The organism is Sphingopyxis sp. JAI128 (genome assembly GCF_014207235.1).
Taxonomy (GTDB): domain Bacteria; phylum Pseudomonadota; class Alphaproteobacteria; order Sphingomonadales; family Sphingomonadaceae; genus Sphingopyxis.
On sequence record NZ_JACHDA010000003.1, the window covers coordinates 340,839 to 353,293 of the forward strand.

The 12,455-nt window shown below is 65.0% G+C and carries 14 protein-coding genes; 11 read left to right on the forward strand and 3 right to left on the reverse strand.

The window, feature by feature from the left end:
- The first annotated feature begins 49 nt into the window (after positions 1 to 49).
- Positions 50 to 1,225 carry an acyl-CoA dehydrogenase family protein gene (locus HDC35_RS09015; protein ID WP_184645856.1) on the forward strand — a complete coding sequence of 392 codons (1,176 nt, stop codon included), beginning with the start codon at positions 50 to 52 and terminating at the stop codon, positions 1,223 to 1,225.
- Here HDC35_RS09015 and HDC35_RS09020 read toward each other — a convergent pair.
- Positions 1,222 to 1,539 carry a metalloregulator ArsR/SmtB family transcription factor gene (locus HDC35_RS09020; protein ID WP_184645858.1) on the reverse strand — a complete coding sequence of 106 codons (318 nt, stop codon included), beginning with the start codon at positions 1,537 to 1,539 and terminating at the stop codon, positions 1,222 to 1,224. The two genes, HDC35_RS09015 and HDC35_RS09020, sit on opposite strands and share 4 nt — an antisense overlap.
- Positions 1,540 to 1,626: 87 nt before the next feature.
- Between HDC35_RS09020 and HDC35_RS09025 the strand changes: the two genes are divergently transcribed.
- From HDC35_RS09025 to HDC35_RS09035, 3 genes are read left to right on the forward strand one after another with little or no spacing between them, the layout of a single operon-like run.
- The gene (locus tag HDC35_RS09025) at positions 1,627 to 2,586 is read left to right on the forward strand and encodes an acyl-CoA desaturase (RefSeq protein WP_184645860.1); all 960 of its coding nucleotides are present in this window, start codon (positions 1,627 to 1,629) and stop codon (positions 2,584 to 2,586) included.
- A complete protein-coding gene (locus HDC35_RS09030) occupies positions 2,567 to 3,772 on the forward strand; it encodes a M20 family metallopeptidase (RefSeq protein WP_184645863.1) in 1,206 nt (401 codons plus the stop codon). The genes HDC35_RS09025 and HDC35_RS09030 overlap by 20 nt, the downstream gene beginning before the upstream one ends.
- Positions 3,769 to 4,014: a GlsB/YeaQ/YmgE family stress response membrane protein gene (locus tag HDC35_RS09035; RefSeq protein ID WP_184645865.1), complete on the forward strand. Its 246-nt coding sequence runs from the start codon at positions 3,769 to 3,771 to the stop codon at positions 4,012 to 4,014. The genes HDC35_RS09030 and HDC35_RS09035 overlap by 4 nt, the downstream gene beginning before the upstream one ends.
- On the opposite strand, the gene nadB is transcribed toward HDC35_RS09035, so the two are convergent.
- Positions 4,011 to 5,597 carry an L-aspartate oxidase gene (gene nadB / locus HDC35_RS09040; protein ID WP_184645867.1) on the reverse strand — a complete coding sequence of 529 codons (1,587 nt, stop codon included), beginning with the start codon at positions 5,595 to 5,597 and terminating at the stop codon, positions 4,011 to 4,013. The genes HDC35_RS09035 and nadB overlap by 4 nt on opposite strands.
- On the reverse strand, positions 5,590 to 6,513 hold the full coding sequence (locus HDC35_RS09045; RefSeq protein ID WP_184645870.1) for an ABC transporter ATP-binding protein: 924 nt from the start codon (positions 6,511 to 6,513) through the stop codon (positions 5,590 to 5,592). Before HDC35_RS09045 ends, nadB begins: the two co-directional genes overlap by 8 nt.
- A 102-nt stretch (positions 6,514 to 6,615) precedes the next feature.
- Between HDC35_RS09045 and HDC35_RS09050 the strand changes: the two genes are divergently transcribed.
- The 7 genes from HDC35_RS09050 to HDC35_RS09080 all read left to right on the forward strand — a co-directional run bounded on the left by HDC35_RS09050 (position 6,616) and on the right by HDC35_RS09080 (position 12,453).
- Positions 6,616 to 7,182, forward strand: coding sequence for a DUF4402 domain-containing protein (locus tag HDC35_RS09050; protein WP_184645872.1), 567 nt, complete (start codon positions 6,616 to 6,618; stop codon positions 7,180 to 7,182).
- Positions 7,183 to 7,318: 136 nt separating this feature from the next.
- Positions 7,319 to 7,516 carry a zinc-finger domain-containing protein gene (locus tag HDC35_RS09055; RefSeq protein ID WP_184645874.1) on the forward strand — a complete coding sequence of 66 codons (198 nt, stop codon included), beginning with the start codon at positions 7,319 to 7,321 and terminating at the stop codon, positions 7,514 to 7,516.
- A 153-nt stretch (positions 7,517 to 7,669) separates the two neighbouring features.
- On the forward strand, positions 7,670 to 8,191 hold the full coding sequence (locus tag HDC35_RS09060) for a DUF4402 domain-containing protein (protein WP_184645876.1): 522 nt from the start codon (positions 7,670 to 7,672) through the stop codon (positions 8,189 to 8,191).
- A 39-nt stretch (positions 8,192 to 8,230) separates the two neighbouring features.
- On the forward strand, positions 8,231 to 9,673 hold the full coding sequence (tldD, locus tag HDC35_RS09065) for a metalloprotease TldD (RefSeq protein ID WP_184645878.1): 1,443 nt from the start codon (positions 8,231 to 8,233) through the stop codon (positions 9,671 to 9,673).
- Between the two features lie 424 nt (positions 9,674 to 10,097).
- Entirely contained in the window at positions 10,098 to 11,330 is a 1,233-nt protein-coding gene (locus HDC35_RS09070; RefSeq protein WP_184645880.1) for a hypothetical protein, read from the forward strand.
- An 81-nt stretch (positions 11,331 to 11,411) separates the two neighbouring features.
- Positions 11,412 to 11,813, forward strand: coding sequence for a hypothetical protein (locus tag HDC35_RS09075; RefSeq protein WP_184645882.1), 402 nt, complete (start codon positions 11,412 to 11,414; stop codon positions 11,811 to 11,813).
- A 46-nt stretch (positions 11,814 to 11,859) separates the two neighbouring features.
- On the forward strand, positions 11,860 to 12,453 hold the full coding sequence (locus HDC35_RS09080) for a DUF924 family protein (protein WP_260397633.1): 594 nt from the start codon (positions 11,860 to 11,862) through the stop codon (positions 12,451 to 12,453).
- The last annotated feature ends 2 nt before the right edge of the window (positions 12,454 to 12,455 follow it).

Sequence of the window (12,455 nt, forward strand, 5' to 3'; positions counted from 1 at the left end):
CACATGCGCACGACTTGACGTGCGCGTTAACCCCGCGCAGCATCGCGCCATGACAGCTTTCGACGACTGGCGCGCGCGTTCGCCCTATTATGACGAGACTCACGAGGCGCTGGCGCAGAGCGTCCGCCGCTTCGTCGCGCGTGAGATCGCGCCCAACATCGACCGCTGGGAGACCGAAGGCGAACTGCCGCGCGAACTTCACAGGAAGGCGGCGGAAGCGGGAATCCTCGGGCTGCGCTATCCCGAACGCTATGGCGGCCATGCGGAAGGCTTCGATAATTTCCACGGTCTCGTCCTGACCGAGGAACTCGCCGCGGTCGGTGCTGGCGGGCTCGGCGCGTCGCTGATGACGCACGGCATCGGCCTGCCGCCGGTCCTCGCGCTCGGCTCGGACGAGCTCAAACAGCGCATCGCGCCGCCGGTGCTCGCGGGCGAGAAGATCATCGCGCTCGGCATCACCGAGGCGAGCGGCGGCAGCGACGTCGCAAACCTCAAGACGACGGCCGCGAAGGACGGCGACAGCTACATCGTCAACGGGGGCAAGATGTTCATCACCAGCGGCATGCGCGCCGACTGGCTGACCTGCGCGGTGCGCACCGGCGGGCCAGGCGCGGGCGGCATTTCGCTCCTCCTCATCGACATGAATGCGCCGGGGGTCGAGCGCACACGACTCGACAAGATGGGCTGGCGGTGCAGCGACACCGCGGCGATCCATTTCGAGGGTGTGCGCGTTCCTACCGAAAATCTGATCGGCCCCGAAAACGGCGGCTTCATCGGCATCATGCGCAATTTCAACAGCGAGCGGCTCGGCATGGCGATGGGCTGCTGCGCCTACGCCCGCGTTGCGCTCGCGGAGGCCGCCGAATGGGCGCAGCAACGCGAGACCTTCGGCAAGCCGCTCGTCGGCCACCAGTCGATCCGCATCAAGCTCGCCGACATGGAGCGCCAGATCGAGGCGACGCAGGCGTGGGTCGACCTCGCCGCTTGGCAGGTGAAGGAGGGCAAGGACCGCCCCGCCGACTTCGCGATGCTCAAGGTGCAGGCAACGCGCATGCTGGAGAGCGTCGCACGCGAGGCGGCGCAGGTGCTCGGCGGCGCATCCTATATCACCGGCAGCAAGGTCGAGCGCATCTACCGCGAGGTCCGCGTGAACGCGATCGGCGGCGGCAGCGAAGAAATCATGCTCGATCTGGCGGGGCGGCAGTTGTTCGGCGGGAAACGCTAACCCTCTTCGCGCTGCTTGTCGGCCAGCGCGCGCGATTCGGCCTTGAGCGGGCGCGACACCGGACAGACTTCCTGCACATAACCATTGAGCACGTTGGTCAGCGCGTCGGGCAAAAGGCGATAGAAGACGAACTGGCCGCGCTTTTCGCTGGTGATCAGTCCGGCATTTTCGAGCACCGACAGATGTTGTGACACCGCCGGTTTGCTTATCTCGAACCGCGCGGCGATGTCGCCCGCGCTCAACTCGGCGTGCGCCAGATAGGCGAGAATCTTGCGCCGCGGCGTCGACGCCAATGCCTGAAAAACCCGTTCCATGAGTCCCGAAATGGGGATCGATGGCGGCCTTGACAAGCAATTATTTATTTAAGTAATTACTTATGTTCTTTCCAAAGGAGCCGGGCGATGCGCAGCGAACAAGACCCCCATGCGGTCAATTTCCTGATCGACGAAGAAGGCCCCGATCCGCGGACCGGGCGTGTGCGCGCCGATGCGCCGAGTATCATCTGGAACGGGGGCATGGCAGCCATTTCGCTGGGCGCGGGCCCTTTCGTCTTCACCCCCTCGGCGGTCCTGCTCTTTTTCGTGACGACCGGCGCGGCGCTGCTCCTCGGCCACAGCGTCGGCTACCACCGCATGATGATCCACGGCAGCTTTGCCGCGCCGCGCTGGCTCACGCGCACGCTGGTTTGGTTCGGCGCCTTTGTCGGTATGGCCGGTCCCTATGGCATCATCCGCGCGCACGACACGCGCGACTGGGCACAGCGGCAGGCCGACTGCCATCCCTTTCTCGCCCACAAGACGCACATACTGCGCGACGCCTGGTGGCAGATCTATTGCCGCCTCGACCTCGACCGGCCGCCACGCTTCGACTTCGCCGAACTCGACCGCGACCCCTTCTATCGATGGCTGGAGTCAACATGGCGCTGGCAGCAGTTGCCGGTCGCCCTGCTCTTCTTCGCGATCGGCGGCTGGAGCTGGGTCGTGTGGGGCGTCGCGGCGCGCGTCGCAGTGGCGAACCACGGGCACTGGCTCGTCGGCCATCTCGCGCACAATCGCGGCCCGCAGCACTGGACCGTCGACGCACATGGCGTGCAGGCCTTCGATGTCCCTTGGGCCGCAATTCCGACGATGGGTGAGGCATGGCACAATAATCATCACGCCTATCCGGGATCGGCGCGCATCGGTCTCCATCGGAGACAGAGCGACTGGGGCTACACCTTCATACGCCTCTGCGGACGACTCGGGCTGGTGTGGAACGTTCGCACACCCGATACGATGGGCACGCGTCCGGGACTCTCCGAGGTCCCTCGACACGGTGCAGGCTTCGCGGCACAGTCGCCGGATGGACACACCATCATATAGCTGGCCCGCCGAGGCCGAAATCCTCCTCGGCGACCTCGTCGATCTCCGCCGCGCGATCCACCGCGAGCCCGAGCTCGGGCTGCAGAACCCCAGGACGCTCGCGAAGATCAAGGACGCGCTCGCCGGCCTGCCGCTCGAGTTTCGCGAGGGACCCTCAACCACTGGCCTCGTCGCGATCCTGCGCGGCCCCGCCAACGGGCGTACCGTACTGCTGCGCGGCGACATGGACGCGCTGCCTTTGCTCGAAGAAACCGGGCTCGACTTTTCCTCCGAGATCAGCGGCGCGATGCACGCGTGCGGGCACGACACGCATGTCGCGATGCTCGTCGGCGCGGCGAGGCTGCTCTGCGCTGCGCGCGATCGGCTGCCCGGAACGGTGATGTTCATGTTCCAGCCGGGCGAGGAAGGCCATCATGGCGCGCGCTTCATGCTGAATGACGGGATCATCGACCCGCTGCCCGACGCCGCCTTCGCGCTCCACATCATGCCCAACGCGCCGCACGGGATCTTCGCGGGGCGCGCGGGACCGCTGCTAGCCTCATCGGATGTCCTCTCGATCACCATCAAGGGCGCCGGCGGGCACGCATCCATGCCACAGGACGCAATCGATCCGATCCCCGTCGCCTGCGCGATCGTCACCGCGATCCAGACGATGGTCACGCGCCGCATCTCGGTCTTCGACCCCGCTGTCGTCACCATCGCTAGGATCGCCGCAGGCACGACCAACAATATTATTCCCGAAACCGCCGAGATGCAGGGCACGATCCGCACGCTGTCGCCCGAACGCCGCGCGATGGTCGCGCGCGAGTTGAAGCGCCTTACCCCCGCGATTGCCGAAGCGCATGGCTGCACGGCCGAAGTGCATATCGAGGAAGGCTTCCCCGTCACCGTCTGCGACGCGCGCGCCGTGACCTTCGGCCAGTCGGTAGTCGAGCAGACCTTCGGCGAGGAAGCCTGGCTGACGATGGAGAATCCGGTGATGGGCGCCGAGGATTTTTCCTATGTCCTCGAAAAGGTCCCCGGCGCGATGTTCTGGCTCGGCGCGAGCGAGGCGGGGAGCGACTGGCGCCAGTGCTGCGGATTGCACAGCAACCACATGGTGCTCGACGAAAAGGTGATGGCGCGCGGCGCCGCGATGCATGCGGCGCTCGCCGAACGCTTCCTCAACGAAGGATTCAACGCATGATCAACATCATCGGCGCCATATTCTCGGGCCTCATCATCGGTGCGCTTGCGCGCTTCTTCTATCCCGGCGCGGTCGCGATGGGCTGGATCGCGACGATCCTGCTCGGCATCGGCGGCTCGCTGCTCGCGGGGCTCGTGACGTCGCGCGGGCAGCGCGATTTCAGCCGCGCCGGCTGCCTTGCCTCGGTGATCGGCGCGATCGCGCTGATCTTCGTCGGGCGATTGCTCGGCGTGGGCGGTTAGGGCACGAGCACCGTATCAACCGCTTGCCCCGACATGTCGGGATAATCGAGCGTATAGTGCAGCCCGCGGCTCTCCTTGCGGTGCAGCGCGCTCTTCACGATCAGTTCGGCGCACTGGAGCAGGTTGCGCAGCTCGATCAGGTCGGTCGTCACGCGGAAATGGCCGTAATAGTCGCCGACCTCGTCGGTCAGCATCTTGATCCGGTGCTGTGCGCGTTCGAGACGCTTCGTGGTACGCACGATGCCGACATAATTCCACATGAAGCGGCGGATCTCGGTCCAGTTCTGCTTGATCACGACCTCTTCGTCCGAATCGGTGACGCGGCTTTCATCCCACGGGCGGATCGGCGGCGGCGCGTCGAGTTCGTTCCAGCGCGCGATGATATGCTTCGCCGCCGCCTCGCCGAACACGAAACATTCGAGCAGCGAATTGGACGCGAGGCGATTCGCGCCGTGCAGCCCGCTCTCGGTACATTCGCCCGCCGCGTAAAGCCCGGGCAGATCGGTGCGCCCGTCGAGGTCGATCAAAATCCCGCCACACGTATAATGCTGCGCGGGCACCACCGGGATTGGCCGCTTGGTCATGTCGATGCCGAGCGTCAGCAGCTTCTCGTATATGTTCGGGAAATGCCCGGCGACGAAATCGGGGTCCTGATGGCTGATGTCGAGGTGGACATAGTCGAGGCCGTAGCGCTTGATCTGGTCGTCGTTCGCGCGCGCGACGACGTCGCGCGGAGCGAGTTCGGCGCGCGCGTCATAGTCGGGCATATAGCGATGCCCGGTGACGGGATGCTTCAATATGCCGCCCTCGCCGCGCACCGCCTCGGTGATCAGGAAATTCTTGACGTCGAGATTGTAGAGACAGGTCGGATGGAACTGCATCATCTCCATATTCGAGACCCGGCAACCAGCGCGCCACGCCATCGCGATCCCATCGCCCGTCGCACCCCTTGGCGCCGTGGAAAACTGGTACACGCGCCCCGCCCCGCCGCTCGCGAGGATCGTCGCGCGGCCAACATGCGCGCGGACCTTGCCGCTCTTCTCGTCAAGCGCATAGACGCCCCAGACCCGGCCCGAGCCCGAATAGCGCTCTTCGTGGCGGCCGGTGATCAAGTCGATGCACGCCTGTCCGGGCAGCAAGGTGATGCTCGGATGCGCTTCGGCAGTCTTGAGCAAGGCCGCCTGCACCGCCCAGCCGGTCGCGTCGTCGACATGGACGATGCGGCGGTGCGAATGCCCGCCTTCGCGCGTCAGGTGCAGCGCCTCGGCTTCCTTGTTGAACGGCACGCCCATCTCGATCAACCGCTCGATTGACGCCGGGGCGTTTTCGACGACGAACTCGACAGTCTCGCGCCGGTTCAAACCGCCGCCAGCGATCATCGTGTCCTCGATATGGTTTTCGAAGGTGTCGCCCGCGTCGAGCACTGCCGCGATCCCGCCCTGCGCCCAAGCGGTCGATCCGCCGGTTAGGTCGCCTTTTGCCAGCACGAGCACTTTGCAATGATCGGCGAGCGCGATCGCAGCGGTGAGCCCTGCGGCGCCCGAGCCGACGATGATGACATCGTGGGCGACAGACTCAGCCATTCGCCGCCCGCGTCAAGTTCAGGAACACATCCTCCAGATCGGCCTCGCGCGTCGAGACATCGACGATGCCGTGTCCCATGGCATTGACCGCGGCAAGCACCTCGCCCGCGTTCGCGCGATCCTTGTTGTAGCTGATCGCCAATCCGCGCTCGCCCTCGCGCTCGACCTTGTCAAAGGCGGGATGCGTCGGCAGCACCGTGACATCGGCGTCGAGCGTCACCACAACGACCTTCTCGCGTGCCATATCGACCAACTCGCGCGTCGGCTTGTTCGCGATCAGCTTGCCATGATTGATGATTGCAATCCGGTCGCAGAGCTCCTCTGCCTCCTCCAGATAATGCGTCGTCAGCACCACCGTGACGCCGCGGTCGTTCAAGGACTGCACATATTCCCATAGCTGCTGGCGCAGTTCGATATCGACACCTGCCGTCGGCTCGTCGAGCACGATGATCGGCGGCGAATGGACCATCGCCTTGGCGACGAGCAACCGCCGCTTCATGCCCCCGGACAGGGTACGCGCATAGGCATCGCGCTTGTCGGTGAGGTGGACCGCCGCGAGCAGATCGTCCGAAATGCGCTTGGCCTTCGGCACGCCATAGAGCCCTGCCTGGTTCTCCAGCGTCTCGAACGGCGTGAAAAAGGGATCGAAGACGATTTCCTGCGGTACGATGCCGATCGAATATTTGGCGTTGCGCGGGTCGGCGTCGATGTCGAAGCCCCAGATGTTCGCCGATCCGCTCGTCTTGTTGACGAGGCCGGCGAGGATGTTGATCAGCGTCGACTTGCCGGCGCCGTTTGGCCCGAGCAGCCCGAAAATCTGGCCGCGCGGGACGTCGAAACTGACATTGTCGAGCGCCTGCTTGCCCCCCGAATAGATTTTGGAAACGGCGTCGATGCGGATGGCGGCTTCACTCATGGCCGCCTCCATAGCCGCGCGTCGCCGCCCGCGAAAGCCCGCTAATTTTTCGTCAACGCGACATTAACGCTAAATTGGAAACTCGCCGCTAGACCGAAATGCGTGAGGACCAGCCACATCTCTTGCCCGCTGCCCGTGCAGCGCGGCCTAACCGCCTTTGCGCTCCTGATCGCTCCCGTCGCCGCTTCGCCGGCGCTGGCGCTGGCGCAGGGCAATGCGCAGAGCGAGGCCGAAGCCATCGTGCTTCGCCCGCTTTCCTTCTTCAAGGTCAACGATCTCGATTTCGGCGACATCATCCCGTCGAATACCGCGGGAACGGTCACGATCGGCCCCGACGGATCGCGCAGTCGCACCGGCGGCGTCACGCTCGCCGGGGGCGGCGGCGAGCCCGCGCGCTTCGCCGGGCTCGGTAGTTTCAACCGCCAAGTCAATATTTCGCTGGGATCGAACAGTATCTGGCTGACCGGTCCCGGTACGCGAATGCGCGCGCGCACTTTCGAAATCGGCAGCACGCCGACTGCGATCCTGTCGACCTCGCCGACCCGCTTCCGCATTACCTCGTCGCTCGGCAACTATAATTTCCCGGTCGGCGCAACGCTGGAAGTCGGAGCCAACCAGGCACCGGGCGATTACAGCGGCACTTTCACGATCACGCTCAATTATCTTTAGGCCTTCCTGTGGGGGGAAGACGGCACCGGGGGACCACTTGCGCTAATATGGCGCTTGCACCGGTGCCGTCACGGCCCTGCCGTCTTCGCGCAGATCCGATTGCCGAGCGTTTCCGGCCTTGCTATGGGCGCGGTCGATGACCCAGCCCGCACCCGAAACCATCCGCACGCCCAAGACCCGCATTGCCTGCGACGGCACCGGCGACGGACTTGCGAACGCCGCCCTCGGCCATCCGCGCGTGTGGCTGGAAATCGACACCGACGAAGGCTTCGTCGATTGCGGATATTGCGACCGGCGCTTCGTCCTCATCGGCGGGATCGCCGATAAAGTTTGAACGCCGGGATCGCCGATCCGGGCTAAGGTTCGGACCGGAAGTAAACAGCCCCTTTACCAAGCTTCTGCATCAACAACTCATGTCCCTCTGGCATAAATGTGCCAGACAGGAGCGGAATCAGTGGGGATACAAGGGACCAGAAACTGCCGAGACGTGCTGCACGTCCTGACTATTGCTGCGGCAGCGGCCAGCGCCACATGGTGCGGCGTGGCGCATGCCGCCGACAGGAACGGCATCGTCAATGCGGCCGTCGTGCGCCCCAACACGCTTATCAAGACCGAGGATCTCGATTTTGGTACGCTCCTCAGCGGACCAGGCGGCGGCACGGTGACGATCAACCCCCTCACCAACGCCCGCAGCGCGACGGGCGGGACGACGCTCGTCGGCAACAACGGCCGCCGCGCGGTGTTCCAAGGCACGGGCGGCGTCCTGCTGATCCTCATTTCTGGCAGCACATCGGTCACGCTGACGCGCGCCGGCGGCGGAGCGCCCCCGATGACCGCCAGCCTTGTCCGCGCCGCCAGCACCAGCGGCGGCGGCATCGCGCTGCTTGGATCGACCCTGCTGCCCAGCGGGGTGCAGACCTATTATATCGGCGGCACGATGACCGTTCCGGCGAACCAGCCCCCGGGCGACTATAGCGGCACCTTCACGCTGACCGTCAATTATCTCTGAGCGCTGGCGCCGCGGCACGGGCGCCCCTATATCGGCTCCATGACAAGCCCGACCGATCCCCGCCGCTTTCTCTACCGGGCCGACGCGCTCGACCCCGATCTGGCGCAGAAGCTCGCACGCGAAGCGCTCGCGAAGGCCGACGACGGTGAGCTTTACCTGCAATATCGCGCGACCGAGAGCTTCGGCTTTGATGACGGGCGCCTCAAAACCGCCGACTATTCGACCGACGCCGGTTTCGGCCTGCGCGCCGTGTCGGGCGAGATGACGGGCTTTGCCCATGCAAGCGACGTCAGTGCGGGCGCGATCCGCCGCGCCGCCGAGACGCTTGCGCTGCTCGACCCCGCCAAACAGGCGCCCGCCGGCCCGCCGCCTCGCACCAACCGCCACCTTTACGAAGAGGCGAATCCGCTCGACCTCATCCCCTTCGCGAAGAAGGTCGCGCTCTGTCAGGAAATCGACGCCGCCGCGCGCGCGCGCGATCCGCGCGTCGTGCAGGTCTCGGTCGCGCTCGCGGGGAGCTGGTCGGTGGTCGAGATCGTGCGCGCCGACGGCTTCCTCGCGACCGACATCCGCCCGCTCGTCCGCCTCAACGTCTCGATCGTCGTCGAGGAGAATGGCCGCCGCGAAACCGGCTATTTCGGCCTCGGCGGGCGCTACATGTACGATCATCTCTTCGAACCTGCACATTGGAACCGCGCGATCGACGAGGCGCTGAGCCAGGCGCTCGTCAATCTGCGCGCGGTCGACGCGCCCGCGGGCGAGTTCACCGTGCTGCTGGGCCCCGGCTGGCCTGGCGTGCTGCTGCACGAAGCGGTAGGGCACGGGCTAGAGGGCGATTTCAACCGCAAAGGCACCAGCGCTTTCTCAGGCCGGATCGGCGAGCGCGTCGCCGCACCGGGAGTGACGGTGGTCGACGACGGCGCGATGGAAAGCCCGGTTGGCGGCGGCCGTCGCGGCTCGCTCAGCATCGACGACGAAGGCACGCCGACGGGCGAGACCGTGCTGATCGAGGACGGCATTCTCAAAGGCTATATGCAGGACCGGCTCAACGCGCGACTGATGGGGGTCGAACCCACCGGCAACGGGCGGCGAGAAAGTTTTGCGCACGCGCCGATGCCGCGGATGACCAACACCTTCATGAAGGGAGGCAACGACGATCCCGCCGAGCTTCTGTCGCGCGTCAAGAACGGCATTTTCGCCAAAAGCTTCGGCGGCGGACAGGTCGACATCGTGTCGGGGAAGTTCGTCTTTTCCTGTACCGAGGCATACAAGATCGAGAATGGCAAATTGGGCGACTCGATCAAGGGCGCGACACTGATCGGCGACGGACCCAGCGTGCTCACAAAGGTCGCCGGCATCGGCAACGACATGGCGATCGACGAAGGCATCGGCATCTGCGGGAAGGGCGGGCAGAGCGTCCCTGCGGGCGTCGGCCAGCCGACGCTGCTGGTCAGTGGGCTGACCGTCGGCGGGACGGCCTGATCCGAGGAGTGACTGGCCCGCCGCCGCCGCTTTCTACTACCGACGTTCGACGTTATCGACGACATGTTTCAGAGCCGGAAGGCATGGAACGATTTGGCGAACAGACCGGGGAATTGGTTTGAACTCGTCAAGATCGTACGCTCGGTCTTCCAGGCATCGATCGATGAGGCGCATCACCTGATCCTGTCCCACGACGGGTTCCGGCGACTGACCCAAGCGGCGATAGACGCCAATCCCGATTGCGCTGCTTATGCGCGCAAAGGCATCGCGCGCGGTTCGCGAAGCGGACTTGCCGAACTTCAAGACGATCGCCCTGTGATCGCCCTCACTTGGCGTCCCCCTGCTTCGCGCATATAGGATAGCCAAATAGAAAGAAGATTCGGTCGCATCATCCGTGGGGCACCCCCACAACAGGGAGGTTTGCATGCGTTCGAGTCTGCGTTTCGTTTCCGTCGCCGCCATCGCCGCGATGCTCGCCGCCGTTCCGGGCTCGGCTCAAAAAACCACCGGGCCCAAGGAACGCTATGAAATGGACGTCGCCACCGCGTCGGGCTTTGCTGCGATGACCGCGGGCGGGCGCAAGCCCGGTGTCGGCGGGATGATGGGAATGATGTTCGGCGGCGGCCCCGACAACCAGGTGGCGCGCACGATCGAACTCCGCCTCGGGGCGAACCAGCCGCCAACCAAGCCGCCCGTGCGCGCCGACCATTTTTTCCAGCCGCAGGCGAAGCTCGGTGCGTCGCTGCCGCTCTGGGGTCCCGAGCCGGGGAAGCCCGCCCCGCGCGACGATGGCAACGAAATGCCCGACAATTTCGAACGCCCGAAGGGCCGCCTGCTGCTCTATTGGGGCTGCGGCGCCAAGGCCGGACCGGGGCAGCCCGTTGTGATCGATTTTGCAAAAGTCGCGGCGGGGCAGGTTCCGCCGAACCTCTTCACCTCGACCGTCCCACGCATCCGCGAGGTAATGGCGTCGAACAGCGCCTCCTACGCCGGATGGCCGAACGGCAAATCGTCGAAGGCGGTGCCGAAGGACAGCTCGCTCATCGGCGCGCACCGCATCGCCGGTAATGTCGGGCCCGAGATCAATTTCACGCTGGCGCAGGATTATATGCCCGCGCTGAATGCATCGACCGCGATGCAGGGCGACGGGTCGGTAATGATTCGCTGGAACGCGCTTCAGCCAGCGACCGGCTATGTTGCCTGGGCCTTCGGCGGGATGGACCGCGGCGGCGGGAACAGCGACATGATATGGTGGACAAGCAGCGCGTCGCAGCAGTTCGGCGGCGGCCTCTGGGACTGGCTGCCGCCCGCGACTGTCGGCAGGCTCGTAACGCAAAAGATCGTCATGCCGCCCGCGCAGACGAGCTGCCAGATTCCGGCGGAGGTCAAGAAAGCGTCGGGCGAAATGATGTTCGGAAATTTGAACGCCTTTGGGCCCGAGGCGAATTTTTCCTATCCGCCCAAACCGGCGGGCAATGCGGCGTGGAACATCGACTGGACCGCCAAGGTCCGCTTCCGGTCGCACACGATGCTAATGATCGGCGCAGATTTCGGCGGCATGGGCGCGCCGAGCGACAACAATCCCACCGAGCCAGCGAAAAAGAAAAAGAAGTGCAAGGGGCCGCTCGGCATACCACTCCCCGACGGGGCGTGCTGAACGCAAGGCGAGTCAGCCGCTGTTCACCCGCCCGCGCCTATAAGAGGCATGGGTAGGGTATTATGAAGACAGGAGTTAACCATGCGTCATCTGATACCGGCGCTCATCGCAGCGGCCGCCGTCGCGGCCGCTCCCGCCGCCATCGCGCGCGAAAAGCTCGAACCCGAAGCTCAGCTAGCCAAGCTGCTCGAAGGCCGCGTCGCGGGCGAACCTCAAAAATGCATTTCGCTTTCGAGCATCAACAGCTCGCAGATCATCGACAAGACAGCGATCGTTTACAAGATCGGCAGCACCTATTGGGTCAACCGGCCCCAAGGCGGCGCCCAATCGCTCGACGATGACGATATCCTCGTCACCAAGACGATCGGCAGCGAGTTGTGCAGTATCGACACGGTCGAATTGCGCGATCGGTCGAGCCGGATGTACAACGGCTTCGTCTCGCTCGGCGAGTTCGTCCCTTATCGTCGCGCGAAGGCGGAATGAACGCACAGTTCCGAATCCTATATTCATCATCCCGGCGAAGGCCGGGATGATGCGGTCAGGACGCCGCCATCTTGGCCGAAGAAGCGATCCCCCACCTCCCGCCAACTGGCCCCGGCAGCTGCTCGCCTTCTGGTTCGACGACCATGGCATGGACGACTGGTACGGCGGCGGGCCGGACTTCGATGCCGAGGTCCGCGATTTAGCTGAAGGCTGGCACGAGGTCCTCCGCTCGCAACCTTCCGAGACCTTTCTGACCGATCCCGACACCGCGCTCGCAGCGACCATCCTGTTCGACCAAGTGCCGCGCAACATCTATCGCGGCCACGCCGACGCCTTCGCCACCGACAGCCTCGCTCGGGCGATCGCGCATGGCATCGTGGCGCGTGGGTGGCACAAGGCGTGGCCCGACGAGCGCCGCCAGTTCGCCTGCCTGCCCTTCCAACACAGCGAGGACATCGGCGACCAGCGCGAATCGCTGCGCCTGTTCGGCCAGTTCGGCGATCCGATTTTCCAGGATTATGCCAAAAAGCATTTCGACATCGTCGATCGCTTCGGCCGCTTCCCGCACCGCAACGACGCGCTCGGCCGGGCGACGCGCCCCGAGGAGGAAGCCGCGATAGAAGAGGGCAAGAATTGGTGATA

Bases quoted from the DNA above. Each gene is read 5' to 3' on its own strand.
- HDC35_RS09015 (WP_184645856.1), top strand. From the start codon at position 50: ATGACAGCTTTCGACGACTGGCGCGCGCGTTCGCCCTATTATGACGAG.
- HDC35_RS09020 (WP_184645858.1), bottom strand. From the start codon at position 1,539: ATGGAACGGGTTTTTCAGGCATTGGCGTCGACGCCGCGGCGCAAGATT.
- HDC35_RS09025 (WP_184645860.1), top strand. From the start codon at position 1,627: ATGCGCAGCGAACAAGACCCCCATGCGGTCAATTTCCTGATCGACGAA.
- HDC35_RS09030 (WP_184645863.1), top strand. From the start codon at position 2,567: ATGGACACACCATCATATAGCTGGCCCGCCGAGGCCGAAATCCTCCTC.
- HDC35_RS09035 (WP_184645865.1), top strand. From the start codon at position 3,769: ATGATCAACATCATCGGCGCCATATTCTCGGGCCTCATCATCGGTGCG.
- nadB (WP_184645867.1), bottom strand. From the start codon at position 5,597: ATGGCTGAGTCTGTCGCCCACGATGTCATCATCGTCGGCTCGGGCGCC.
- HDC35_RS09045 (WP_184645870.1), bottom strand. From the start codon at position 6,513: ATGAGTGAAGCCGCCATCCGCATCGACGCCGTTTCCAAAATCTATTCG.
- HDC35_RS09055 (WP_184645874.1), top strand. From the start codon at position 7,319: ATGACCCAGCCCGCACCCGAAACCATCCGCACGCCCAAGACCCGCATT.
- tldD (WP_184645878.1), top strand. From the start codon at position 8,231: ATGACAAGCCCGACCGATCCCCGCCGCTTTCTCTACCGGGCCGACGCG.
- HDC35_RS09070 (WP_184645880.1), top strand. From the start codon at position 10,098: ATGCGTTCGAGTCTGCGTTTCGTTTCCGTCGCCGCCATCGCCGCGATG.
- HDC35_RS09075 (WP_184645882.1), top strand. From the start codon at position 11,412: ATGCGTCATCTGATACCGGCGCTCATCGCAGCGGCCGCCGTCGCGGCC.
- HDC35_RS09080 (WP_260397633.1), top strand. From the start codon at position 11,860: ATGATGCGGTCAGGACGCCGCCATCTTGGCCGAAGAAGCGATCCCCCA.